Source organism: Lactococcus sp. LG1074 (assembly GCF_017309525.1).
GTDB lineage: Bacteria > Bacillota > Bacilli > Lactobacillales > Streptococcaceae > Lactococcus > Lactococcus petauri.
This window is the reverse complement of the sequence record NZ_CP071293.1, coordinates 588,883-613,861: the sequence shown is the minus strand read 5'-3', so window position 1 is coordinate 613,861 and position 24,979 is coordinate 588,883. Positions and strand designations below refer to the sequence as shown.

The window sequence follows — 24,979 nt, the reverse complement described above, 5'->3', positions numbered from 1 at the left end:
TTTCTCTCCTCTCTCCTTTTTCATCAGTTTTAATCTTTTTGTTTTTCAGCCACACGAAGCTTAGCACTGTGCGCTCTATTGTTAAAAGCAAGTTCTTCTTCACTCGCAAGAACGGGCTTACGATTGACTAACTTGAGTTTTGCTTCCATATCTTTCGGAATCATAGGAAGTCCTTTCGGCACGTCAACTGTGCTGTATTCTTTAAAAATTGTTTTCGTTAAACGATCCTCTAAAGAATGGAAAGTAATCACACTTATTCGTCCAGAAACGTTAAGCAGATCAATCGCTTCTTCTATTGATTCTTCAGCTGCTCCTAGTTCGTCATTTACTTCGATTCGGATTGCTTGAAAAATACGCTTGGCAGGATGGCCTTTTTTCTTGAGCTCTTTTTGAGGAAGTGCTGACTTAATGATATCCGCCAGCTCTGTCGTCATTTCAATAGGTTGAAGCTTACGTGCTTGTTCAATCTTTCGAGCAATTTGCTTTGAAAACTTCTCTTCACCATAGCGGTAAAAGATGCGTACTAAATCCTCATAAGGATAGTCATTTACAACTTCATATGCAGAAAGTGCTTGAGATTGATCCATTCTCATATCTAATCGTGCTTCCTTCTTATAAGAAAAACCACGTTGGCTGTCATCAAACTGTGGGCTTGAGACACCTAAATCATAAAGAATACCATCAATTTTTGTAACTCCTAAGTCTGCAAGACTTGAACGTAAGTAGCGGAAGTTACTCTTTATCAATGTCACCTTGTTTTCCGCCAAAGCAGCTTTAAGACGAACCTTTGCATTTTCGTGGGCAGTATCATCTTGGTCAAATGCGTAGAGATGACCTGTTGTCAACTTACTCAAAAGATACTCACTGTGACCTGCACCACCAAGAGTTGCATCCACATAGATGCCATCAGGTTTCACCTCAAGCATATCAACAGTTTCGTGTAGCATTACAGTATCATGCTTGAATTCCATGTTTACAAGTTTACAGGCGAAAAACGCCATCCTTCCCTAATAGCTAATATTCATTATAACATTTTTCTCCAAAATGTATAGTGGTTTACAATATATTGTAAACTTTTTTTCTCTTGTTCTTAATGTTTGGTCTTTCGACGCATATACATGGCGTTTGCCATTTTATAAAGAAGTTTACTTACAGGGAGGTCAAACTCGCCTACATATTCCTCAATACGTGGATTGAAGTGCTTTTTAAACTTCAATAATCCATCTTTTTCGGAAAGGGAATTTTCAAGGCCACCCATATTCAAAGTATTTGCTCCATTTTCAAATGCATGTTGAATTGTTTCAAACCATACTAGATAAGAAGGATAATATTTTTGGAATGCTGTATCTGTCCCAGCATAAAGGGTTTCAGCAGCGCCAAAAGCATTGATAGATAAAGTTCCTGCTACCGGAATAATCTCTCCTTTTTCTGCGATAAACTGCGTAATGTCCGCAACGTTTTTCTCAGCAATAGCAAGTTCTTCAGTTAAAGTTTTTAAGCGTTTTTCATTTTTGGCTTTTGCTTGATTATCTTTAATCTTTTCAACATTTGCTTCCATATCTTTTTTTACCTTAGCCATATTAAATTTTACTAAAGTAATAAAAGCATCCGATCCATAGGTGTCTAAAAGTTTTGTATAATAATCAGCATTACGAAGACTTACGTTTTTACGTGCTTCTGTCTTCTTCATCAATTCAGCAAAAACAGGAACTAACTCCTTTCCACCAAAAGTAACTTCTGGATAAGAATTGCGTGCTTTGCGAATAAATTGACGTGTTTTTTTATCTAAATTTTCTTCTGAAAAATCTTCTTTATAAATGACAGCATTGTAGCGAGGCTGAATCGTATCATGCATTTCTGTAGTACGTCCAGTATACTCAACACCTGCACTTGTTAAATTCGTCAGAAGATCATATGCATCGTCAAATTTGTAAGCCGGATCAAACTTGATAAAAAGTGCTTTTTGACTTTTACCAAATTTTTTCAATTCTAACAGAACAAACTTTAATAAAGCTTTATCTGTATAATCCATCAAAATTCCGCGTGGGATATAAAACATTGTGAATCCCAATGGAAGAGGGCGAATCAAGACCAAGCTACTTGCAACCAGCTTATCATCTTGATAAAATCCAATGATTTCCGATTTCCAACTGCTTTTGATGGTCGCCCATTTTGAGGTTTGTAAAAGGTTTGGCATACCAGAGGCAGCAACAAACTTGTCATGTAGTTGAGGATCGAGTCCAATTTTTACTGTGTACATATCTCTATTCTATCAAAAATTATTAAAAAAAACAGGCTCAGTTTGAACCTGTTTGACCAACTGGGGTAGCTGGATTCGAACCAACGCATGAGGGAGTCAAAGTCCCTTGCCTTACCGCTTGGCTATACCCCACTGTCTATCTTTCGACAACAGTAAATATTTTATCAAAATCATGAGAGGATTTCAAGGATTAACTCTAACCTCTGAGATATAAAATAAAATTAGGCGCCTAAATTATAGGCTTTGATTGCTTCTTCCATGGCATCTGCAAAATTTCGGGTAACCGCCAGTTCTTTACCAGAAGCCACAACAACAAAACTACCATTTTCTTCATTAATATCAGCGATGATTTTTTTACCTGATTTGACTTGAACACCTGTTTTTGTGTCAATAACTTCAATTTCTGTATCTTTTTTCTTCGACATCATCAGTCTCCTTTATCCTTCATATCTAGAGATTTCCATCTCAACTTTTCAATGATACCATTTTGCCGAGTTTTTGTCACGCTGTTTTTGTTCGTGTGAGTCTTCCCTTTTAATTGCACTGTACCTTATTGTCAAACATATCCAATAATTTGAAATAAAAAAAGGAATACCCCAAGAGGCATTCTTTTTATTTTCTTATGAAAGTTCTGCTACAACTGCCTTCAATTGAGCTTTTGTTTGAACACCGACAACTTGTTTCACCATTTGACCGTCTTTAAAGAAAATCAAAGTTGGAATGCTCATAACGCCAAAAGCTTGAGGTGTTTCAGGATTTTCATCAACGTCTAACTTACAAATTTTAAGTTCAGACTCGTCAAGTTCTTCTCCTAATTGTTCAAGAATTGGAGCTTGCATACGACAAGGACCACACCAAGTTGCCCAAAAATCTACTAGTACCAGTCCTTCTTTGATTTCTTCTTTAAATGTAGCATCAGTAATGTTATATTCCATTTTTCGTTCCTCGTTCTTTATTATGAGTACATTCTAGCGAATTTTTATCTACTTTACAAATATTATGATTGTTTTTATATTTTGAGTCATTTCAAGGTTGCAATTGTTGCGCCACTTCCGCCAGCGTTCACAGGAGCATACTCATAACTCTTAATATGCCGATGTTTTTGCAGCTTCTTCTGTACCATTTCACGAATCACACCAGTTCCGATACCATGAACAATGGTAATTTGTAATAAGTTAGCAAGCAAGGCCTGATCAATATAGTTATCCAATTCTAGCTCTGCTTCCTCATATCTCATACCACGTAAATCAAGCTGTGCTTTCACTTTATTGCTTACTTTTCGGGTTACGGCTTTCGTTTTTGCAGGTTGGTTCTTAGCAAGCTCTTCCTCTGTTAGCTCAAATTCATCTTCTTGCAGTTTGGTCATTATTGATCCCATTTGCACCTGCCAACGTCCATCTTTTTCAAGACGAATAAGTTTTCCACGTTGCCCATATGCTGTAACCACCACTTCAGCTCCTTGCTTCAACCCACGTTGTGCCTTAGCTTTCTTCAAAACTTTGTTTTTACTGTAATCAACAGATGGAACTAGGTTTTCAAGCTCGCTACGGGCTGCAATGATTTCGTGAGGTTTAAGCTGCGCTTTATCATTCAATGTTTTGAGAATTTCTTGAGCTTCTTGACTCGCCTTTTTCACAACTTCTTGGGCTTCTTGTTTTGCCTTCTCTAGCTCATGCTCACGCTCTCGATTAATCTGATCATAAACCTTGGTTAAATCTTTATGAAGATTTATATTTTCTCGTTCTAACTTCTTAATATTGGCTGCTGCTTCTGTTACTTCACGCGTTTTTTCCTCTAAGCTTGCGATCATATGATTGACATCGTGTTCCTCATCAGAAACCAAGTTACTAGCCTCCTGAATGATTTGGTCTGACAAACCTAAACGTCGTGAAATTTCTAAAGCATTTGAGCGACCTGGTACACCCAGCTGCAGACGAAAAACAGGGCGCATTTTGTCGATATCAAACTCCATGCTCGCATTAAGAACTTCAGGTGTTTCAACACCATATGCTTTAAGTTCTGGATAGTGCGTACTCGCCATTGTCTTCACATGTTTACCACGTAAATATTCTAAAATTGCAATGGCCAAAGCGGCACCTTCTTTGGGATCCGTCCCTGCACCAAGTTCGTCAAAGAGCACCAATGCGTTATGATCTGCCTTGTCTAGAATAGCGACAATATTGGTCATGTGACTAGAGAAAGTCGAGAGACTTTGCTCAATTGACTGTTCATCCCCAATATCCGCAAAAATATCCTGGAAGACATGTGCACGACTGCCTGTACTGGTAAGAATAGGCAAACCAGATTGCGCCATAATAGTAAGCAGACCTACAGTTTTTAGGGTAATTGTTTTACCCCCAGTATTTGGTCCCGTAATTACAATTGTGTTTAAACTACTGTCAAATTTGATGTCATTGGCCACAACTACATTTGGATCAATCAAAGGATGACGTGCCTCATAAAAACAGATGTCTTTGTTTTGGGTTAACTCAGGAATACTAGCCTTATGCTTCAATAAGTAGTTATACTTGGCTTTAATCAAGTCGAGATGACCTTGTAACCATGCATTTTGCCGAATATCCAAACTGTAGGGTTTAAGTTCTTCACTGACTGCTCGAAAAATTCGAAGCATTTCATTTTTTTCTTCGATTTTCTTTTGGTTTAAATTATTGTTAAGCGAAACGGCAGCATTGGGTTCAATATAGAGTGTTTGTCCTGAGGCAGACATATCATGCACCACACCTGCTATTTTATTTTTACTGTCTGCACGTACAGGCAACACTTGGCGATCATTACGAACCGTGATTAAATTTTCAGTGAGAGAACCTGCATTTTTAGACAAAAGTTCCTGCATCACCTTTTTAATATCTGACTGATAACGTTTAATGGCTGAACGAATGTGCATCAGTTCAGCAGATGCATTATCATAAAGTGAACCAGAGTTATCAAAAATTTCAAGTGTTTTATGTACAGGAGAAAGATCTGAGAATTTTTGGATGAGTTCCTCAAGTGTTGGTATTTCAACATTCTCTGCTTCGTCAAAATAACGCAGAATATTAAGGCCTTGTTGGACAACTTTTTTTATTTCAACAAACTCTCGCCCACTCAATTGAGCATCTAACTCTAAGCGGCGTAAAATTTCACTGATATCTGCTGTTTTCGAAAGATGAATTTGTCCATTTTCTTGAGCTAACTTTTCAAATTCTGCCAATTCATCAAATAAGTTTTGGATTTTAGTGGCATCAGAGAGGGGTTCTAGTTCTTCCAACTCTTTTTTACCTTGAGCGGTTGTTAAAAAGGCCAAGAATTGCTCTTTGACCTTGTCAAATTCTAAAATTTGGATAATTTTTTTATTCATAAATTCTAAATATTACCTATTATATTTTCAATAAATATATTTTTCAGCATCCCCGAAGAAATCGGAGTGTGGCTAACCATCAAGCGAACCAAAGCGGAAGCATTCAAATGGTTTTGAACAGTGGGCATGGGTACAAGCGCAAGTAAAGTAACAGCCATTTGTAGGCCGAAATAAGTTGCTCCGAGTGCAAGAACACCTGCGATAATTTTTCCAGTTTTTCCGAAGGGTTGCAAACGTGTAATGTGGACAAAAAGTCCGAGTAGACGTATCACCGCATAAGAAATAACGAAAATAATCATAAAAGCAAGACCAGCATAGAAGGCATCATCGATTTGGAAAAGCAAGTTATTATCAAAAAACAGTAATCGTGAATCTGCTGTTGCACTGGAGAAAGGTACCCACATCGTTAATTTTGAAGCAAGTTCCTTATAATTTAAGAAGGCAATAATTGCAGATATAATGATCCCCAAGCTATATAAAGCCTGTAAGACTAGACCTCTTGAATAGCCAACCAGAAAGGCCCATATAAGTAATATTAAGATAAGTAAGTTAATAAGCATAATGTTTTCCTAAATTTCTGTAAATCATTCGTTTACTACCCATTATACCTTATTTTCTCCTCATTTACCAAACAGGCTTGAAGAATGTCCTTTTTGTAAGCTATGGCTAAATTCAAGCTTTTGAGTCATATCATTGATTGCCAGTACAGCTTCTCCAAAACCAACTGACATTAAGGGAGCTTTCCCATCGTAATCACTGGCATCTCCCGCTACATAAAGACCTGCGAGATTTGTCTCTTGTTGGCGGTTAGCTGTTATTCTTCCTCTACGACTTAGTTCGAGTTCTTCATTTAAATCAACATGGTTTGTCATCATTCCATAGTTTACGAGTATTTTATCTACTGCTAAATGATTGAGCTCATCGGATTTTACACGTTGCAACTTAAGGCCTTCAGGTGATAGCTCCTGCGGAAGATAAGGGGTATGTATTTCAACGGTTGATTGTTCCAGCTCTGCCACTGTTAAAGCATGGGCTCGGAAAGAAGGTCGACGATGAATAAGGTGAACTTTGCTGGCAACTTTTTCCAACATCAGTGCCCAATCCAGTGCACTGTCTCCCCCACCAAGAACCGCAACTTCTTTTTCACGATATTCTTCTAAGTTTTGAATAAAGTAATTCAATTTCCCTAATGCATGAAGTTCTTCTTCTTGCTCGAGATTAAGCTTACGCGGACTGAGCAAGCCAGATCCTGTTGTTAACAATACTGCTTTCGAATGATGTGTACTTTTACTTGTTTGCAGTACAAAATGCTTATTTTCCTCTTCTTGGCTAATATTTTCAACTTTTTCATCTAAATATAGTTCATGTGGCACGCGAGCAAGTTGTGCCAAAAGGTTGGCCGTTAGATCTGCTCCTGAAATCTCAGGCAAACCTGCTATATCATATATCATTTTATCTGGATAAAGTGTTTGAGGTTGACCGCCAGCTTCTTCTAGAGCTTCGATTATCTTGACCGTCATCCCCCGCATCCCAGCATAAAACCCGGCATAAAGTCCAACAGGACCAGCACCGATAATTGTTAAATCGTATAAAGTTTCCATGCCTTCATTATAGCAAATTTGTCAAAAGTTTTTTACATTTTAAATTCCATCCATCTTTAACACAAAAAACCGACGAAACGATTTCGTCAGCTTTTTAAGTTAAACACGCCCTAATATTTTTTTCATACCTTGAATAAGTTTATATTTTACAGGGTTTGGATAGTAGGAGAATTCTCCTACTTTTTGTGTGATATAGCCCCCAAAATTTTGCTTAAATTTCAAAACACCATCACTGCCATCAAAGTTTCCTGAGATACCATAAAAATTATAGGTTTTCATCTGACGCTCAATTGCATGAAGCATGGCTGTATGCTGCATAAGGAAAGGGCCACCTAACTTGCCATAAGCGCCGTCAGATCCACCATAAAGGTAAAGAAATTCTTGATTGACTTCAATAAAGACACCAGCTGCAATTGCGACTCCATCTTTATAAGTAATCAAAAATTCGATTTTATTGCCAAAAGCCTTATAAAGTTCTTGATAATAGGCCAAATCTTTGGTTGCAAAATGACGCTTTTCACCTGTGTTACCAATCAAACGTTCCACTTCAAAGAGTTCTTCATAAGTAGCTATTTTAACTGTTACTTCATTTTTTATCGCTTTTTTAACGTTACGTTTTGCGTTAGAGTTGTAACTCTTGAGAAGTTCTTCTTCACTGTGTATTTCAGAAAGATCTTTGATGTATTGCCATTCGGCAACGGCATCCTGCTCTTCATAACCCACATGTCGCCCATTGTAAGTTAAGCCAAGCTTTTTCATTTCTGAAATGAAAGACTCATTAGCTTCTTGAAGCTCTTGACCTTTGCTGTCATAAACCATATAGTCGACAGCTGGACGTATCTTCACTTCTAGAGCTTGCTGATTTTTCGCATATTTTTTTAATTCTTGAATAAAACAGTTATAGACCATCTGATCAAAATTGCCAATAGGGCCAAAGTTAATTTCCAACTTTGCACCGCCTGAAACAGAAACAGAAGTCATAAGTGCTGCCATTTTAATCTGGTCATTGACTTTTACAGCGAGGAAAATCGGTTTATAACCACGTTTTTCCAACATTTCTGCCATTTGTGGGGTTTGTAAAAATGACTCCGTTTTTTCAGCTGCAAAAGCTGTAAATTGTTCTTGTGAGATTTCTAAGAATTCCATTATTTTCTACCTAAAAGTGTCTTAACCATACTTAAAACTTTGTGTTTAACTGGTTTTGGATAATAATTGAAATAACCAACTTTACGTACAACATACCCTGCAAAGTTCTGTTTGAAGTGCAGAACACCATCTGTACCGTCAAAAGTTCCAGCTACTCCAAAGAAATTATAACTTTTCACGCCTTTATCAAGGGTTTTCTTCATTACGTAATGCTGAATAGCAAACGGCGCATATAGCTTTTTAAAAGCTTCATATGATCCACTAAACAGATAGATAGTTTCACTTGCACCATAGATAAAGAGTGATCCCGCTAAGATAATATCCTCGCGCCCATGTTGAACAATAAATTCACGCGCTTCTGCTAAACGAACTTTTTGAGTTTCTAGCTGGCTTTCTAACTCTTTGCGTTTACCTTCTTTTTTCGTTTTTTCAATCTGTCCAGTAAGTTTATCCATTTGAGCTAAAATTGCCGCTTCATAGTCTGCGAAATTAATCTCAGCCACTAAAAACTCTGCCTTGTCGCCAAAAGTTTTATAAAGACTTTGGTAGTAAGGCAAATCATGATCATCATAACCACGGCGTTCCGACGTTTCTGAAGTAATCTTTTTGAACTTATCAAGTTCTTCATAAGCTAAAGGACGCACTCGAATCCCAAACTGTTGGGTTTTCTTAACAGAGTATTGTCCATCTTTCGTATAAGATTTTAAAAGTTTTTTATCATCTGCGATATCAGAAAGATCTTTCACATAGTGCCATGTAGACTCGCCACGTTTGTTGTAACCAACTTCTAAGCCCGTATGTTCGTAATTCAACTCCTGCATTGATTGAATAAACTGCTTGTTTTCGGCAGTCAACGCATTACCTGTACTATCAAACTCTTGATAATTTGTATTAGGAATAACTAAAAGTTCCATGCCACCATGGTCTTTAACAAACTGACGTAATTCTTTGTAGAAAAACTTTTCTACGTCTTCTTGGTACTCTTGGTAAATTGGGCCATACTGGATTTCGTAGTGTTTTCCTCCAGTCATATTTTTTGCGCCCAAAAGAGCAGCCATTTCAATTTTATCTGATTGGACAGCCAACAAAGTTACTTCCCAGCCGTTTGCCATCATCAGCTCTGCCATTTCAGGAGTCTGTAAAAAACTCCCTTGGCTTACATTTTCATTGAATTGAGCGAATTCTTCAGCTGAAATTTCTCTTAATTTATAATTCAAAACATATCCTTATTTCTTTAGTGATTTTATTTATTATAGCAAAAAAGACTGAATATTTCAGCCTTTCCTTCTAAATAGAAGTGTTTTTTCCTTTTGTAAAAGTTGATCTTTGTCTTGAAGTAAAACAAAGAGGAGAGTAATAATGAAGACAAAGTCAGCAAGGAATAGAAGATAATTGAGCAATGAAAAATCATGAATTCCAAAGCTAACAGCATCTACAGCGTGGCTTATATTGCTCAATAAGAACAAAGACAAAGCTACAAAAAAGATTAATCCAATCCCATAATTGGATAAACCAGTATCGCGTAAGCGACGTGTAAATAATGCAAGTGTGGGTAACAAGAAGCCGACTGCGATAAGAAAGAGTAAGGCAAGCATCATCCAGGTCGCAATAAATGCACCTCCGAAGAGGATGTTTTCAAAGAAATGAATCCCCACAAACATTACTCCTAGCACTGCAAATACCAGAGCAAATATCAGTTGAACAAACCAAAAACTTAGGCGACTTGTTCTTCCTCTGAAGGAAACATAACCGAGAAAATAGTTTTTGATCGCTTGCAAAAAGTTCTCTTTACCATTTTCTTCTATCCGTGCTGGTCCATAAGTTGGTGCTGAAAATTCTGGTAAGTCCGCTGCAGCTTGAGCACCAGGCAGAGCATTCAAAATAAGAATACCGAAGAAACCACCAAAAGGAGCTAGAATTACAAAAATCAATTCCCAAGGAAGACTAACATCGCGTAAGCGACGTACGGCTATAGCCAAGAAAGGGCAGAAAGCCACTAGACCATAACATATCCATAAAGCAATGAAAAAATATGAAAATACAGACCACAAATCTGGTAAAACATCACTTGATAAAAGATGGAACAAAGTGGCAAAGGCAAGTAGGACAACTGTCACTAAAATATGGCCTAACATTGCGAGCCAATAGTCTTTTCGACTGGTTCTTTCTTTAAAAGAAATATAGCCTAACCAAAATTTTTGATAGGATTGTTTGAACTCTTTCAAATTAAACATAATCTCCTCATTTCATTAATAATCGTTTTGCTTGCGCGAGAGCTTCTACTGTTATGTCATCTCCAGCTAACATTTTTGCTACTTCTTCAACTCGCTCTTCCAGTTTCAATTTTCTTACTGTTGAAGTAGTGACATCATCTGTCGACGCCTTTTCAATATAAAATTGTGTATCCGCAATAGCCACCACCTGTGGTAAATGTGAGATAGCTAAAACTTGACCTGCTTGAGCGATTTTATAAATTTTTTGAGCAATAGCTTGGGCTACTCGTCCAGATACACCTGTATCAACCTCATCGAACACAATCGATGTTTTATTTTCACGTCTTGAAAAACTTGATTTAATAGCAAGCATCAAGCGTGAAAGTTCGCCTCCTGAAGCCGTTTTGGCCAAGGGTTTGAACCCCTCACCTGGATTAGTTTGAATATAAAACTCTACTTGTTCATTACCCTTGCTTGAGAATTTCCCACTCTCAAACTGTACAGAAAAATCAGCTTTTTCCATATACAAATCAGCAAGTTCCTTTTTAATATCTGTCTCTAATTCTTTCGCGATTGCATGACGTGCTGTGTTAAGATGTTCACTTGCAATTAGTAATTCTGCTTGCGCTTCTTTCAGTGCTTCCTCAAGGCTCTCACTATTTTCAGTTCCACCCATCAAATCTGAGAGTTCAAGTTGGATTTTTTCCAAGGTTTTCAACACGTCAGAAAGTTCTGGACCATATTTTTTTCGCAAAGTATTCAAAATGAGAATTCTCTCTTCGATTTGCAAAAGTTCTGTGGGATTAAACTCTATACCTTCAATTGCTGTTGATAACTTGGTTGAAACTTCCTCAAGCAAGTAATAAGCATCCATCGTTTTATCAGACAAATCTTGGTAATCTTGATCAAATTCTGCAACATTTTCGAGTTCTGCCATGGCTGTACGTATTCCGCTCAGACTTGAAAAATCACCCTCTTCATCGTCTAAAGCCAAATAGGCTGTATTTAAAGCATCTGCTATATTTTTAGCGTTGTTCAGCTTATCACGGCGAATCTGCAATTGCTCATCTTCTTTTAGATCAATCTCAGCTGCTTCAATTTCTTCAACTTGAAACTGCAAGATTTCGATACGTTGGGCAAATTCTTGTTCGTTCTTTTGACGTGTTTCAAGTGCTTGACGAATTTTTTTATAATGCTCAAACTTAACTTGGTATTCTGCCTTAATTTGTTCAAAATTTTCATCACCAAACTCATCAAGAAGTCGAAGATGGTGTTTAGCATTCATCAATTCTTGATTGTCATGTTGCCCGTGAATATCAACCAAAAGCTCGCCGATTTCACGTAAGGTAGTCAGATTTACCATTTGCCCATTCACCCGACAAACAGAGCGCCCATTAGCAAAAATATCACGGCGTAAAATGAGCTCAGTACTTCTTTCAAGGCCCAAGTTTTCTAACTTTTGATCCAACTCTGCATTTTTCCCTGCAAAAAATAGACCTTCAATTTCGGCCTTATCTTTACCTGTACGGACAAAATCACTGGAACTCCGTCCACCGAGTAAAAGTCCCATAGCATCAATAATGATTGACTTACCAGCGCCTGTCTCCCCAGTCAAAATGGTCATCCCACTTTCAAAAGAAAGATGAATCTCTTCGATAATCGCAAAGTTCTTGATAGAAATTTCTTGTAGCATACTTTTTCCTTTTACAAACTTAATTCGTCATAAACGGTATTTGCTTGCCGTCTTGTTTCACAAATAATCAAAATACTATCATCGTCCGTCATAATAGAAAAAATCTTCTTATTGTAACGATTGATGAGGCTTTTTTTAATCACACTGGTCGTCCCTGGTTTAGCAGTGATTGAAATCATATTATCATGCATCTTCAATTCTAAGATGGCCTCATTGGCTAACTCATTATGCAGCAGGTCCTTTTGTTCTTCATCATGTTGTTGGGGCAATGCGTAACGATAACCCCCACGACTTCCAGGAATTTTAATTAGGGCAAGTGACTTAATGTCACGAGAGACTGTGGCTTGTGTCACATCAATATCATTAGCCAAAAGATCTTGGACAAGCTCATCTTGTGTTTGTACTTCTTTAGTTGTGATGAGTCTTGAAATAAAATCAAGGCGTTCTTCTCTTCTCATACTAATGTTTCCTTTTCTGTTTGGAGTACAGCTTCAATATCAACAAGAGGCGCCACTGTAGCTGTCTCTTCTTTTTTTAAGTGCACTAGAAATTCAACATTTCCTGCGCCACCTTTAATTGGTGAAAAGGTGAGATTTTTGACTGAAAATCCAGTACTCAAAGCTTTTTGAATCACTTTGTCAATCGTTTGCTTATGAACCTTTGGATCTTTAATGATACCATTTTTCCCCACTTGCTCACGACCAGCTTCAAACTGTGGCTTGATCAAGGCAGCCACATCACCATCTTGAGCTAAAATATCAAACAAAGGCGGTAAAATCAAGTCAAGTGAGATAAAGCTCACATCAATCGAAGTAAACTCAGGTTGTCCTTGCGTAAAATCATCTAAGACAGCCTTGCGGAAGTTAAACTGTTCCATAACAACCACACGCTCGTCTTTACGAAGTTTCCATGCCAGTTGGTTTGTCCCGACATCGAGGGCATAGACACGTTTGGCGCCGTTTTGTAGCATAACATCTGTAAAACCACCAGTTGAAGCTCCAATATCCAAGCAAGTTTTATTTTCTACAGAAAGTCCAAACTCTAAAAGAGCTTTTTCTAATTTCAAGCCACCGCGACTCACATATTTAAGTTTTTCACCTTTGAGTCTTAGTTCTGTTGCTTCTTCTATCTTTTGTCCTGGTTTGTCAAAGCGTTCCCCTGACTTGGCATCTACTACTAAACCAGCCATAACTCCCCGTTTTGCTTGTTCTCGCGTTTCGAACAAGCCTTGATTTGCTGCTAAAACATCTACTCTTTCTTTCATTTTATTTCTAAACTTTCTATAATTTCGACAATTTCAGCACTTGAAGTTATTTGTGCCAAATCACTTTTCACAGCCGTTAATAATTCTTCTAAAGCTTCTTGAGCTCCTTTTAATCCGAGTAAGGCCACATAGGTTGACTTTTCTTCTGCTTGGTCCTTTCCAGGCGTTTTTCCTATTTCTTCAAATGTTCCCGTAACATCAATAATATCGTCACGTATTTGGAAAGCTAAGCCTAGATTTTGACCAATTTCTCTTAGTTTTGCGATTACTGCTTCAGACTGTTCAGCAATAATTCCAGCAGCAACAAAAGGAAAGGTTAACATTCTTCCTGTTTTCAAATGATGAATTTTCTTTACTTGCTCTAAAGATAATGTTTTTCCTTCGCCATCCATATCTAAAATTTGTCCAGCAACCATACCCAAAGCACCGCTTGCAAAAGAAAGTTCTTTGACTAAGGAAACAACCATTGCAGCTGGTAAAGAAGCAGTAGCCAATAGATAGTAGGGATCTAAAAAGAGCGCATCTCCCGCCAATATCGCTGTTGCTTCATCAAACTTTTTATGATTGGTGAGCTGACCTCGGCGGTAATCATCATTATCCATAGCGGGTAGATCATCATGAATCAAGCTGCCCGCATGAATCATCTCAGCAGTTGTCGCCACTTGATAATGTGCTGTTTCAAGTGTAACTCCTAGTGATTCTAACATCTTCAGAAACAAAAGTGGACGAATTCTTTTACCTCCTGCAGCAAGTGAGTAAGTCACAGCATTTGCAAGATGTTGAGGAACATCAGCTTTTTTATAAAATTTTATCAGCTCTTGATTGAGCCTATTCATATCGGTAATCATTAGTTATATTATCCCATTTCACAGAAATAATGTCCAATAGAAAATAGAGTACCTCACTCTTACATAATTTCTCAATACGAAAAAAACGTTCTTTAAAATAAGGAACGTTTACGTGCACTTAAGAATTATAGACCGAGTTTGCCTTTTAAGCCATCTACGAGCCCTTGAGCTTGTTCTTTCATATTTTCTGGAGTATATTTATCCACTTGCTCATCAATAACTTCTTCTGCTTTTTGCTTTATATCCTCTGGCACGTTTGAAGCCAAATCTTTTGCTTTATCTACAAGGTTATTTAAATCCATAATTTCTCCTTTTTTATAGTGTTATTATAACACAAGTGCTGACATACAAATCAATGATTCGTACTGAAGCGAGTTTTATTCAAACATGATCAAAATTCACTGTCACAAGTCTTTATTGACAATCATTTTGTCCAGAACACCATGTTTTCAGGACATTTTTCGTTAACACTTCGATGTTTTTTAGCGTTACTTCTTTTTCCATTGCTTTTGCTAAAGGAAGCACCTTTCTCTGAATGCTATAACTTGCCAGTAAGACCTTATTCATCTCTCCTAAATCCTCCGATAAACTGCCACAAAAAGCGATTGTAGGGACATGATATTTCGCTCCCAGCTTTGCCATTCCAAACGGAACTTTGCCCTTGGCTGTTTGGAAATCCATCTGCCCTTCGCCTGTAATAATCAAATCCGCCGTTTTGATTGCTTCTTCAATCTTTAAAAGCTCAGCTATTTTATTAAATCCAGGCTCAAGTGTACCCCCTAGTAGGATAAGAGCACCACCTAAACCACCAGCTGCACCTGTCCCTGGAATCTTTTGTAAATCAATCTTTCTCTCTTTTTTTATCTTTTGGACAAAAGCTTGTGCAGCTCTATCCTGTTGTTCCAGAATTTCTGCTGTACCACCTTTTTGCTTTCCAAAAACTTTGGCATATCCTTCAGCGCCAGCATAAACATTAGTAACATCTGCTAGGCCTGTAATTTTTATCTCCGAAAAATCTTCAGCTTCTAGAGCTTCCAAAAGGCCCAACCCACCATCAGAGGTGCCACTCCCTCCCAGGCTTAAAATAATCTCAGTCGCTCCTCTTTTTTTAGCATCAAGAAATAAAGCGCCAAGTCCGAAAGTAGTGGCTTCTTGGATTGTCTTTTCGTTTGGTTTAATCTTATTGATGCCAACAACTTCAGCTGCCTCAATCACAGCCAGACGCTCGTCGATGAGCAAATAGGAAGCACGCATGGGATGTTGCATTAAATCAACTGTTTTAACATTAATAAGATTCCCACCTAAACCAGATTGAAGAGCAGACACACTTCCTTCGCCCCCATCAGCAATTTCAAACGTCTCAACATTGATTTTGGGAAATGCAGCTAAAATCCCATTTTTTACTGCCTGATTCAACTCAGCACTCGTGGCTGATCCCTTGAAAGAATCTATTGCTACTACAACTTTCATATTTTTTTCCTCACTTTTACTTGCTAGTGTTATTATAGCACCAAACCTTTGTGTAAAAAATTAATTCAGGAAGCCATAACAAAAAAAAGATTGCCTAAGCAATCTTTTTATTCTCCTAAAAATTCACTCTCAGATCCGTCTTTTCCGACGATTTTTACCAGTGTTTTTTCGGCTTCATTTAATGTTGTTTTGAGTTTTTCAGAAAGGAGCATTCCTTTTTGAAATTCAGAGATGGCATCTTCTAAAGCCACATCTCCGCTTTCTAGTTTTTTTACGATTGTTTCGAGTTCTGCTAAATTTTCTTCAAATTTTGCTTCTTTTTTTGTTGCCATATGTATCCTTTACTTTATTTCTGCATGAACGGTGCCATCACTCAAATCGATATTCACTGTCTCACCAGCTCGAACATCGTGAACACTCTTTATAATTTTACCATCATTCGCAGTTACCACTGAAAAACCACGCGCCTTGATTTTACTAATATCCATCAACAGAAGCGCCTGTACCAAGTTATCCACTTGATTTTTCTTTTGCTCATAGCTTTTTGCAAAAGCAGGTACTAGTTTTCCTGATATTAGTTCATAGCGGTGTTTCTCACGACTCAGCTTAGTTTTAGTTAAATTTTGTAAACGACTCGTGAGGTGATCGATTTTCTGAATATGTCCATCATAGAGACGCTCCGGCTGACGAAAAACAACCGAATTTGATAATTTTTCCACCCGTTCTCTTTGGACCTTGATGAGGTGTGTTACACGATTTCTCATACGAAGTTCTTGGTCATTTGACCAAGCAAGCAAATTTAGTTTTGTATTAGGAGTTGCAAGTTCAGCAGCGGCTGTTGGTGTAGCTGCTCTGCGATCTGCAACAAAATCCGCCAAGGTCGTATCCGTCTCGTGACCGACCGAAGAAATAACGGGAATACGAGACTCAAAGATAGCACGAACGACAATCTCTTCGTTAAAACACCAAAGGTCTTCGATCGATCCTCCTCCACGTCCAACAATAAGAATATCGATATCAGATCGATTATTCACTGCTTCAATATTTGCGGCGATTTCTTCCGCAGCGCCAGCTCCTTGAACTTTTGTCGGATAGAGTAATATCTGACTCATCGGAAAGCGGCGATTTACGGTAGTAATAATGTCTCGAATAACAGCTCCAGAAGGACTAGTAATTACTGCAATTTTTTTGGAAAAAAGCGGCAACTCTTGCTTCCATTGTGGATTAAATAATCCCTCCGCTGTTAGCTTTTTCTTCAACTGTTCAAACTTAACTGCCAAAGCGCCGATACCATCAGGTACAATATTTTCAATATTAATAGAATAAGAACCTGATGGAGCATAAAGACTGATACGCCCTGTTACAAGCACCTTCATTCCATCTTCAAGTTTAAAATCGAGCTTTTTAAATTGACCTGCCCACATCGTTGCTTGTATGACAGACTTTTCGTCTTTAATTGCAAAATATTGATGATTAGGTCGTTGGCGAAAGTTAGAAATTTCTCCGGTCAAATAAACGCGTTCCAAATATGGATCGCGATCAAACTTTGCTTTTAAGTATTTTGTTAGAGTTGATACGGTTAAATACTCTGTCATGCCTTAATCTTTCTAAATCCACTGCTTATCTACATGTACTGACTTGTAAATAAATCTGGACGAAATTTTCTTTTTTATTTTACGGAGGCTTCTGCTGCACGTACAGTCTGTTCCATCAACATAGTGATTGTCATCGGACCCACGCCTCCAGGTACTGGCGTGATTAATCCAGCAATTTCTTTCACCTGTTCAAAGTCAACATCTCCATGAAGTTTTCCATTCTCATCACGGTTCATACCGACATCAATAACTGTTGCCCCTTCTTTTACATCTTCTGCTTTGATAAAACGGTCTTGGCCAATGGCTACGACTAAAATATCAGCAGAACGTGTAAGTTCAGAAAGATTTTCTGTACGTGAATGTGCAATAGTAACAGTAGCATTAGCCATCATCATCAGTTGTGCCATCGGTTTTCCAACGATATTAGAGCGTCCCACAACAACAGCTTTTTTTCCTGCAAGTTCAACATTATAAGCACGGAACATTTCCATGATTCCTGCTGGTGTTGAAGGAATCATTAATGGCGCTCCGCTCCACAATTTACCCATGTTTATTGGATGAAAGCCATCTACATCTTTTTCAGGAGAAATCGCGAGTAAGACTTTTTCTTCTGATATATGTGAAGGCAGCGGCAACTGCACAAGAATTCCGTGCCAAGAGTGATCCTCGTTAAAGCTTTCAATAAGCTCTAACAGCTCCGCTTCAGACGTTGTTTCAGGAAGCCGAATCACTTCTGACTTAAATCCAAGCTTTGCAGCTACACGCTCTTTATTTCGCACATAAACTTGACTGGCTGGATTTTCTCCAATCAAAATGACAGCGAGTCCTGGCTGAATGCCTTGTTCTTTCAGTTTGATAACTCTATTTTTGAGTTCTTCTTGCATCTTTTCAGCAAGGGCTTTTCCATCAATTATTTTCATACTATTTATTATATCAGACTCCATAAATATGTGCCAATAGGTGTTTCGTGATTCGAAAAAATTTTTCGGGAACGTTCGTTTTCAGCTAAAGTACCAGAATCTGGCTATTATTTTTTGATAATTTTGATATTAGGATGATTTTTGATAATCCTTTTTAAGTTATAATACTTAAACTTGGTCGGTTTATTGCTAAGCCATTCCAATATTTTTTGACGATTAGTTGAGGGTTTATCAGCAACAAAAATATGCTTGAACCTCAATTCTTTCAAGTTAGGATTTTGATTGTCCGAAGAATCAACAAGCGGCATGAAATCCTTTTTAGCTGATAGTGTAAAGCTAAATGTGGAAACAACATCGGCTAGAAAAATAAGCACTAGTATAAATACAAGTGTATCGCCTGTTACTGTTAGTAATCCCCTCAAAAAATCTTGGATGACTGGATTAATAAGCTTGATCAATACCAAACCACCTATACCCCAAAATATAGAAATAGGAAGAGCTACCCTTCCTTGAAAATTTAAGGGAAGATTTGAATAATCCCATAACTTCATGTTAAATAACTTTTCCAATATCCAGCTGCCGATATATTCAATAAGCGTAACAATTAAGACGATAAATAAATAGAGTAGAAAAAGATGATGGGAATTTTGAATATCTCTTGTTAAAAGAAGAATCGTAGCGATACTGCAGCCATAAACTGGGCAATACGGACCCAAGAGTACACCGCAGAAAACAAAGCGTTTATATTTAACTAAACAATAGACTGTCTCCCAAAGCCAGCCAATAACCGAATAGATTATAAAGGTCATAAAAAGATTCATTTTCATCCTCCATTACATAAACTTTTCAAAATAATAATCAAATTATCAGCTAAACCTCTGATTTAGTGATAGAATAAAAGTATAAATCAACCCGGAGTCCATAGTGTATTTACCATGGACTCCTTTTTTTGTTTAAATTTATCTGTTTTTATTATAGCAGTTTTATTATTTGAGTTAAATCTCTCCTCTAACTTTTATCTTACTTATCCCTTTCATGATGGCTGAGAAAAATCAGCTTCGATGCTTATCTCTTTGCTGCTCATTTCATATCTCGCAAGTCTAGAACTTGACCTTAGGTAGCAAATGTGAAATAATGATAATATAATAAAGAAGGACTAAAGTATCACTCGCCGGAGCGATGCTTATCAGAGTCATGCCAACTAACCTTAGGCCTTGTGGTTAGTTGACATGACTCTTTTTATTTATCACTTGCTAGCTCTTTTCTGGTCCTTTAACGCTAGCTCAATAATCTTTTCGAAAGAGGTGTAATATGTCGTGGATTTTTTTATTTCTAGCGGGAATCTTTGAAGTTGTTTGGGCTTCAACAATGAAGTTAAGTCAAGGTTTTTCTATCATCAAGTATGATATTTTAACGATTATCGGAATGCTTGTTAGTTTTGGATTTTTGACCTTAGCTATGAAGAAACTTCCTTTAGGAATTGCTTATCCCATCTGGACAGGAATTGGAGCTGTCGGGGCTATCTTAGTGGGTGCCCTTATCTTTAAGGACAAGGTCCCTTCACTGACTTGGGTCTTTGTTCTGATGCTTGTTGTTGGACTAATCGGGATAAAAGTTACAAGTGGTCATTGATTTGTCTCGGCTTTCTAGAGGAAAACAAAAAACCTAGCTTTAAATTAGGCTTTTTTGTTTGCTCTTTTCCATACTGAAAAATATTTCCCATAGAGCGCTGTCGCCAAATAGAAGATGATGGTGAGAAGCATCGGCAATGCACTAGCAGAGTAGCCTTGTGCAAATGCTGTAGCCCATAATACAATGGTTACAATATTAGAAAGTAACCATAAAGAGTAACTGTCACCATAGCCTTTGAAAACGAGTAATGAAGCTGTTGCGCCAATAATCAGCGTAATAGAATCCCATAAAGGGTTCGTATCCCCCAAATGTGCATAAACTTGCATCATTGGCCACCAAGCGATTAGCATTAAAGCTATTGCAATAAACCAACCTTTGACCGTCATAAACTTCACACCGTTTTCAATACGATGTCCCCAGGTTTTCCAAGTCAGGATTAAAGGAATATCAATAAAGGCGATAAAGACGATTTGATCTAAAACAGAAGCATAATGTCCTGCAGTCCAATTAATATAAATAAAGCCGAAAGCGCTAATTAATCCGAGTAAACCATTAATCGGCCGCCCAATCATCATATAGACCGTACAAGCCGAGCCTACAAGAGTCGCAAAAAGTGTAATCACAGACAATAAAGTTATTGGCGCCGTAAGAAAAAAAGCAAGCTGTACGCCTATGATAAAAGCCAGCATTACGCTGCCAGCTGTATTGATAGATTTGAGTTCATGTTTCAACCAAATAATATAGTTTTTCATTGTTCCCTCTTTTTAATTTGATTATTAAATTATAACACGGACGGGAATGAAAAAACGAATTTCTTTTACGAAATACACAAAAAAATGAAACAATTTCTGTTCCATTTTTCTCTTATGCTTGTTCTTCTAGTGCTCGTTCTATGTCTAACTGACGAATATTATGAGACGCCTCAAGCATTTCGACACGACGTACTGAACGTGGTAAAAACTTCCTAATGTCATCTTCATTGTAGCCCACTTGCAACCTTTTATCATCAAGGATCAAAGGGCGACGCAATAATGTACGATTTTCCTCGATTATCTTAACCAGCTCATGAAGGGAAAGGCGTTCAAAATCCAAAGATAAGCGTTTGTAAGCACGACTTCTTGTGGAAATAATCTCCTCTGTTCCATTTTCCGTTAAAGAGAAAATCTTAAGAAAGTCTTCGGGATCTATTTTGTCAGTTATCAAGTTGATTTCTTCGAATTCTAGTTCGTGATTCGTTAGCCATTCTTTGGCTTTTTTGCAAGAACTGCAAGCCATGACAGTATATACTTTAATCATATCCCTTCCCTCACTTTTCTTAATTTTATCTCATATGTATTTAATATAATTATATCATTTTTAAAGTCATTGTCAAATTACTCAACTTAGGACTTATTTTTAAATGAAAATGTAATGAAAAAAAGCCGCACAAAAGCAGCTTTTATTCTTCATAGACACGGTAAATTCTATCTGATAAAAGACAGATAACTTCGTAGCCAATCGTATGACGCCAGTTGGCAATATCTTGAACAGTAATCTCTTTATCACCATTTTTACCAATCAGTGTGACCTGTGTACCCATCTCATAGTTTTTCGGCAAACGTATCGTCATCTGGTCCATCGAAATCCGACCAATAATTTCACAGTATTGCCCATCCACAATGACCTTAAAGCCTTGCATATCACGGGTCCAACCATCCGCATAGCCAATAGACACAGTCCCTACATAAGTATCTTCTTCTGCACGGAAAGTTGCCCCATAACCCACAGTGTCTCCCTTGTGGATCTTTTTAACGTGCGTCAACTCAGAATGCAAGCTCAAAGCAGGTTCCAACTCATAAGGGAGAGCAAGTTCATCACCACTTGGGTTTAAACCATACATTGCTAAACCAATACGTTCAATATCTTGCACTTCTTGATTTTGCCACAAGCCAGCCGCTGAATTTGTCGAATGGACATATTTTGGACGACGACTCAATTGACTAACTAAGGCATCAAATTTTGCCTTTTGTTCTTTAAACTGTGTCGTATCTTCTTCATCAGCAGTGGCATAGTGTGTAAAAATGCCTCGCACACTAATATTATATTGGTCTGCTAGCTCGATAATTTGATTAGCTTCCTCTGCTGTTGTCACACCGATTCGGCCCATACCTGTATCGACAGCGATATGGATACGCAAACGTGAAAAGTGTTTATTTTTATTTGAATCAATGACTTGTTGGAGCCACTTTAAACTTGGTGCTGTTAAAGTAATATGCTGACTGGCTGCAATTTCTGCATGGTCAGGTACAATACCAGACAGTACAAGTATTGGTTTAATAATCAACTGTTGACGCAACTCGATGGCTTCATCAAAGTTGGACACACAAAAACCATCCACAAGACCATCAATATGCTGCGCAACAGCAACTGCTCCGTGACCGTAAGCATTCGCTTTTACAACAGCCCAAAGTTCTGGTTTATCACCGATATGTTCGCGCATTTTTTTGACATTATTTTCAATTGCGGATAATTTAATAATCGCTGGTGTATGGCGATGTGGTGCTGCTTTCATATTATTTACCTTCTTTTTATACTCAATCTTTGCTTTCAAGAACAACCATAGCAACTGCTTCTAGATTACTATGTGAAATACTTAAATGTGCTTGTCCAGCAAAGGGATGTTCTAGAAAATATGGTTTCCCCTTTTCATTTTTAGAAATTTCTATATGATGAAAGGAAAGCTGACTATCAAAGCCTGTTCCTAAAGCTTTTGAAAAGGCTTCTTTTGCTGCCCAACGTCCTGCTAAGAATTCCGCTTGACGTTTTTTTGAAGTAAAACTTGAAAAATGAGCAAACTCATTTATTGTCAAAACGCGCTGTGCAAATTTATCATTGCGTTCCAATGCTTGGACAATGCGCGATATCTCGACATTATCTGTTCCTATACCGTAGATCATTTTTCTATTATACCAAATTTTCAGATACTTTATTTAAAATCATTCTTCTTATTCTAAGCTTAAAGAGTTAAAAATAGGCTGAGCTTACACTCAACCTATTTTTTTATTCTGCAATGATGACTTGCTCACCAGAAACCGCTTCTTCAGGAGCTTCGATATAGATGTGCTTAAATTCATCAGAATTTGTAACAACAACTAAAGTTACTGGTGACAAGTTAGCATCTTCAATCATCTTTAAGTCTGCTTCTAAAAGCAAGTCGCCTTTAGTAACCTTGCTTCCGTCCGTTACTTTAGTGATGAAGGGTTTACCCTCTAATGACACTGTATCTAAGCCCACATGAATAAGCACTTCTACACCGGACTCACTAAGTAACCCAATCGCATGTTTAGTAGGGAAAACTGTCGTCACTGTACCATCAAATGGTGCAAAAACTTTCCCATCACGAGGCTGAATACCAAAACCTTGCCCAAGCATCCCTTTAGAAAAAACTTCATCTTCTACTTTCGCTAAAGGAATAATTTTCCCTGACATCGGTGAAGCAACTGTTTTTTCAAGATTTACAACAGCAGGTTGTGCTACTGTTGCTGCGTCTACATAGTTGTCTGCTTTATCTTTTTCAGATTGAGGAATGCCGAAGAAGTAGGTAGCAACAAAACCACCAACGTAACCACCAATTAAACCAAATACGTAAATCAACCAACGGTTATCTGCAATCAAAGGTATTAAAGCAATCCCACTTGGACCAATAGCAATGGCACCAACATGACCGAGTGACCCGATAATAGCACCGCCAATACCTCCACCAATACAAGCTGTAATAAATGGACGTCCCATCGGAAGTGTAACACCATAAATAAGAGGTTCACCAATGCCTAAGAAACCTACAGGTAAAGCACCTTTAACAATTTCGGCAAATTCTTTATTTTTACGTAAACGTACCCAGAGTGCCAAAGCCGCACCGACTTGACCAGCTCCGGCCATGGCAAGAATTGGAAGCAAGGTAGTTGAACCCGTTTTGTCAATCATTTCAATATGAATCGGTGTAAGAATTTGATGCAAGCCAAACATAACCATTGGCAGGAAGAGAGCACCTAAGAGGAAGCCAGCAAATCCACCACCAACATTAAGTACAGCGTTAATCCCGCCTACTAAAGATGTCGAAATTGTTCCCGCAACAGGCATGATGAAGAAAATCGTCAAAAGTCCGATAGCAAGGAGAGAAAGTGTAGGCGTAACGATAATGTCAATCGAATCCGGAATAACTTTCCGTAAATTCTTTTCCACAAGAGATAAAAGCCATACAGCAAAGATTACGCCAATAATCCCACCTTGTTGTGCAGATAACGGCTGCCCTGTAAAGATATTGTTAATTGGTGCTTCTGGTGTAATCCCAGTCAACATAGTCACAGCACCAATAACACCCCCAAGTGAAGGTGTTGCCCCAAACTCGGTCGCTGCATTAATCCCCACATAGATTACCAAATAAGCGAAGATACCCTTTTGAATCACACCTAAGACAGCAACAATCTGTGCAAAAGTCGCACCATCAATCGTGCCAGCGGTGATTAAGTTTGCAAGGATAGAAGCAATACCACCAATAAGTCCGGCACCTACAAAGGCATGAATCAACGGTGTAAAAATACGTGAAATCGAGTTCAGTACTTCTTTTATCTTTGAAGGTTTATTGTATTTTTCCTTGGCTGCCTTTTTGGTTTGAGCTGCCCGATCTTCAAGACTGAGTCCTGCTGAGTGTGGAAACTGTTCGCCAAGCTTAACACCCACAGTATCAACCATTTTTTGGGCTACCTTGTTTACTGTCCCTGGTCCAACGATAACTTGTAGAGTTTCACCTTCAACAACTCCCATAACACCATCAATAGCTTTAAGTTTTTCAAGATTTACCTTTGTTTCGTCAATCATTGAAAGTCGAACGCGCGTCATACAATGAACTAAACTTTGAACGTTTTCTGGTCCACCAATTTCTTCGTAAATTTGCCGTGCAATACGTGTTACTTTATCTTCTGCCATCTTCATCTCCTAAT

General features: G+C 37.9%; 26 protein-coding genes and 1 tRNA gene. 1 reads left to right on the top strand and 26 read right to left on the bottom strand.

The window, feature by feature from the left end:
* Positions 1–29 precede the first annotated feature (29 nt).
* From rsmH to J0J36_RS02875, 21 genes are all read right to left on the bottom strand, one after another.
* Positions 30–971 carry a 16S rRNA (cytosine(1402)-N(4))-methyltransferase RsmH gene (rsmH, locus tag J0J36_RS02975; RefSeq protein WP_004258590.1) on the bottom strand — a complete coding sequence of 314 codons (942 nt, stop codon included), beginning with the start codon at positions 969–971 and terminating at the stop codon, positions 30–32.
* A gap of 119 nt (positions 972–1,090) precedes the next feature.
* A complete protein-coding gene (locus tag J0J36_RS02970; protein WP_019292012.1) occupies positions 1,091–2,260 on the bottom strand; it encodes a peptidoglycan bridge formation glycyltransferase FemA/FemB family protein in 1,170 nt (389 codons plus the stop codon).
* Positions 2,261–2,320: 60 nt separating this feature from the next.
* A tRNA-Gln gene (locus J0J36_RS02965) sits at positions 2,321–2,392 on the bottom strand.
* A gap of 89 nt (positions 2,393–2,481) precedes the next feature.
* On the bottom strand, positions 2,482–2,685 hold the full coding sequence (locus J0J36_RS02960) for a DUF2969 domain-containing protein (RefSeq protein WP_004258597.1): 204 nt from the start codon (positions 2,683–2,685) through the stop codon (positions 2,482–2,484).
* Positions 2,686–2,880: 195 nt separating this feature from the next.
* Positions 2,881–3,195 carry a thioredoxin gene (gene trxA, locus J0J36_RS02955; protein ID WP_019292011.1) on the bottom strand — a complete coding sequence of 105 codons (315 nt, stop codon included), beginning with the start codon at positions 3,193–3,195 and terminating at the stop codon, positions 2,881–2,883.
* 86 nt (positions 3,196–3,281) lie between these two features.
* The gene (locus J0J36_RS02950; protein WP_019292010.1) at positions 3,282–5,618 is read right to left on the bottom strand and encodes an endonuclease MutS2; all 2,337 of its coding nucleotides are present in this window, start codon (positions 5,616–5,618) and stop codon (positions 3,282–3,284) included.
* Positions 5,619–5,623: 5 nt separating this feature from the next.
* The gene (locus J0J36_RS02945) at positions 5,624–6,178 is read right to left on the bottom strand and encodes a CvpA family protein (protein WP_019293745.1); all 555 of its coding nucleotides are present in this window, start codon (positions 6,176–6,178) and stop codon (positions 5,624–5,626) included.
* A gap of 60 nt (positions 6,179–6,238) precedes the next feature.
* Positions 6,239–7,219, bottom strand: coding sequence for an NAD(P)/FAD-dependent oxidoreductase (locus J0J36_RS02940; protein ID WP_019292008.1), 981 nt, complete (start codon positions 7,217–7,219; stop codon positions 6,239–6,241).
* Between the two features lie 99 nt (positions 7,220–7,318).
* Positions 7,319–8,365 carry a peptidoglycan bridge formation glycyltransferase FemA/FemB family protein gene (locus J0J36_RS02935; protein ID WP_019292007.1) on the bottom strand — a complete coding sequence of 349 codons (1,047 nt, stop codon included), beginning with the start codon at positions 8,363–8,365 and terminating at the stop codon, positions 7,319–7,321.
* On the bottom strand, positions 8,365–9,582 hold the full coding sequence (locus J0J36_RS02930; RefSeq protein ID WP_019292006.1) for an aminoacyltransferase: 1,218 nt from the start codon (positions 9,580–9,582) through the stop codon (positions 8,365–8,367). The genes J0J36_RS02935 and J0J36_RS02930 overlap by 1 nt, the downstream gene beginning before the upstream one ends.
* 57 nt (positions 9,583–9,639) lie before the next feature.
* Positions 9,640–10,599, bottom strand: coding sequence for a DUF805 domain-containing protein (locus J0J36_RS02925; RefSeq protein ID WP_019292005.1), 960 nt, complete (start codon positions 10,597–10,599; stop codon positions 9,640–9,642).
* A 7-nt stretch (positions 10,600–10,606) separates the two neighbouring features.
* Positions 10,607–12,271 (bottom strand): DNA repair protein RecN, encoded by a 1,665-nt coding sequence (gene recN / locus J0J36_RS02920; RefSeq protein WP_019292004.1) that lies wholly within the window; start codon positions 12,269–12,271, stop codon positions 10,607–10,609.
* An 11-nt stretch (positions 12,272–12,282) separates the two neighbouring features.
* Complete coding sequence (locus tag J0J36_RS02915; RefSeq protein ID WP_019292003.1) at positions 12,283–12,729, bottom strand: arginine repressor; 447 nt, start codon at positions 12,727–12,729, stop codon at positions 12,283–12,285.
* A complete protein-coding gene (locus tag J0J36_RS02910; protein WP_019292002.1) occupies positions 12,726–13,535 on the bottom strand; it encodes a TlyA family RNA methyltransferase in 810 nt (269 codons plus the stop codon). Before J0J36_RS02910 ends, J0J36_RS02915 begins: the two co-directional genes overlap by 4 nt.
* Positions 13,532–14,383 carry a polyprenyl synthetase family protein gene (locus tag J0J36_RS02905; RefSeq protein ID WP_153924619.1) on the bottom strand — a complete coding sequence of 284 codons (852 nt, stop codon included), beginning with the start codon at positions 14,381–14,383 and terminating at the stop codon, positions 13,532–13,534. The genes J0J36_RS02910 and J0J36_RS02905 overlap by 4 nt, the downstream gene beginning before the upstream one ends.
* A gap of 125 nt (positions 14,384–14,508) precedes the next feature.
* Complete coding sequence (locus J0J36_RS02900; protein ID WP_019292000.1) at positions 14,509–14,685, bottom strand: hypothetical protein; 177 nt, start codon at positions 14,683–14,685, stop codon at positions 14,509–14,511.
* Between the two features lie 112 nt (positions 14,686–14,797).
* Entirely contained in the window at positions 14,798–15,853 is a 1,056-nt protein-coding gene (locus J0J36_RS02895; protein ID WP_019291999.1) for a glycerate kinase, read from the bottom strand.
* Positions 15,854–15,960: 107 nt separating this feature from the next.
* On the bottom strand, positions 15,961–16,185 hold the full coding sequence (locus J0J36_RS02890; RefSeq protein ID WP_014024456.1) for an exodeoxyribonuclease VII small subunit: 225 nt from the start codon (positions 16,183–16,185) through the stop codon (positions 15,961–15,963).
* A 9-nt stretch (positions 16,186–16,194) separates the two neighbouring features.
* On the bottom strand, positions 16,195–17,448 hold the full coding sequence (gene xseA / locus J0J36_RS02885; protein WP_019291998.1) for an exodeoxyribonuclease VII large subunit: 1,254 nt from the start codon (positions 17,446–17,448) through the stop codon (positions 16,195–16,197).
* Between the two features lie 74 nt (positions 17,449–17,522).
* A complete protein-coding gene (locus tag J0J36_RS02880) occupies positions 17,523–18,368 on the bottom strand; it encodes a bifunctional methylenetetrahydrofolate dehydrogenase/methenyltetrahydrofolate cyclohydrolase (protein WP_019291997.1) in 846 nt (281 codons plus the stop codon).
* Positions 18,369–18,475: 107 nt separating this feature from the next.
* Positions 18,476–19,189 carry a hypothetical protein gene (locus J0J36_RS02875; RefSeq protein WP_019291996.1) on the bottom strand — a complete coding sequence of 238 codons (714 nt, stop codon included), beginning with the start codon at positions 19,187–19,189 and terminating at the stop codon, positions 18,476–18,478.
* Between the two features lie 490 nt (positions 19,190–19,679).
* On the opposite strand from J0J36_RS02875, the gene J0J36_RS02870 reads away from it, so the two are divergent.
* Positions 19,680–20,000, top strand: coding sequence for a multidrug efflux SMR transporter (locus J0J36_RS02870; RefSeq protein WP_019291995.1), 321 nt, complete (start codon positions 19,680–19,682; stop codon positions 19,998–20,000).
* A 44-nt stretch (positions 20,001–20,044) separates the two neighbouring features.
* On the opposite strand, the gene pnuC is transcribed toward J0J36_RS02870, so the two are convergent.
* The 5 genes from pnuC to J0J36_RS02845 all read right to left on the bottom strand — a co-directional run bounded on the left by pnuC (position 20,045) and on the right by J0J36_RS02845 (position 24,965).
* Complete coding sequence (pnuC, locus tag J0J36_RS02865; protein WP_017369001.1) at positions 20,045–20,752, bottom strand: nicotinamide riboside transporter PnuC; 708 nt, start codon at positions 20,750–20,752, stop codon at positions 20,045–20,047.
* Positions 20,753–20,864: 112 nt separating this feature from the next.
* The gene (locus J0J36_RS02860; RefSeq protein ID WP_019291994.1) at positions 20,865–21,296 is read right to left on the bottom strand and encodes a Spx/MgsR family RNA polymerase-binding regulatory protein; all 432 of its coding nucleotides are present in this window, start codon (positions 21,294–21,296) and stop codon (positions 20,865–20,867) included.
* A gap of 142 nt (positions 21,297–21,438) precedes the next feature.
* Positions 21,439–22,551: an alanine racemase gene (gene alr / locus J0J36_RS02855; protein ID WP_019293757.1), complete on the bottom strand. Its 1,113-nt coding sequence runs from the start codon at positions 22,549–22,551 to the stop codon at positions 21,439–21,441.
* Between the two features lie 22 nt (positions 22,552–22,573).
* Entirely contained in the window at positions 22,574–22,936 is a 363-nt protein-coding gene (gene acpS / locus J0J36_RS02850; protein WP_019291992.1) for a holo-ACP synthase, read from the bottom strand.
* Between the two features lie 103 nt (positions 22,937–23,039).
* On the bottom strand, positions 23,040–24,965 hold the full coding sequence (locus J0J36_RS02845; protein WP_153924617.1) for a glucose PTS transporter subunit IIA: 1,926 nt from the start codon (positions 24,963–24,965) through the stop codon (positions 23,040–23,042).
* Positions 24,966–24,979 lie beyond the last annotated feature (14 nt).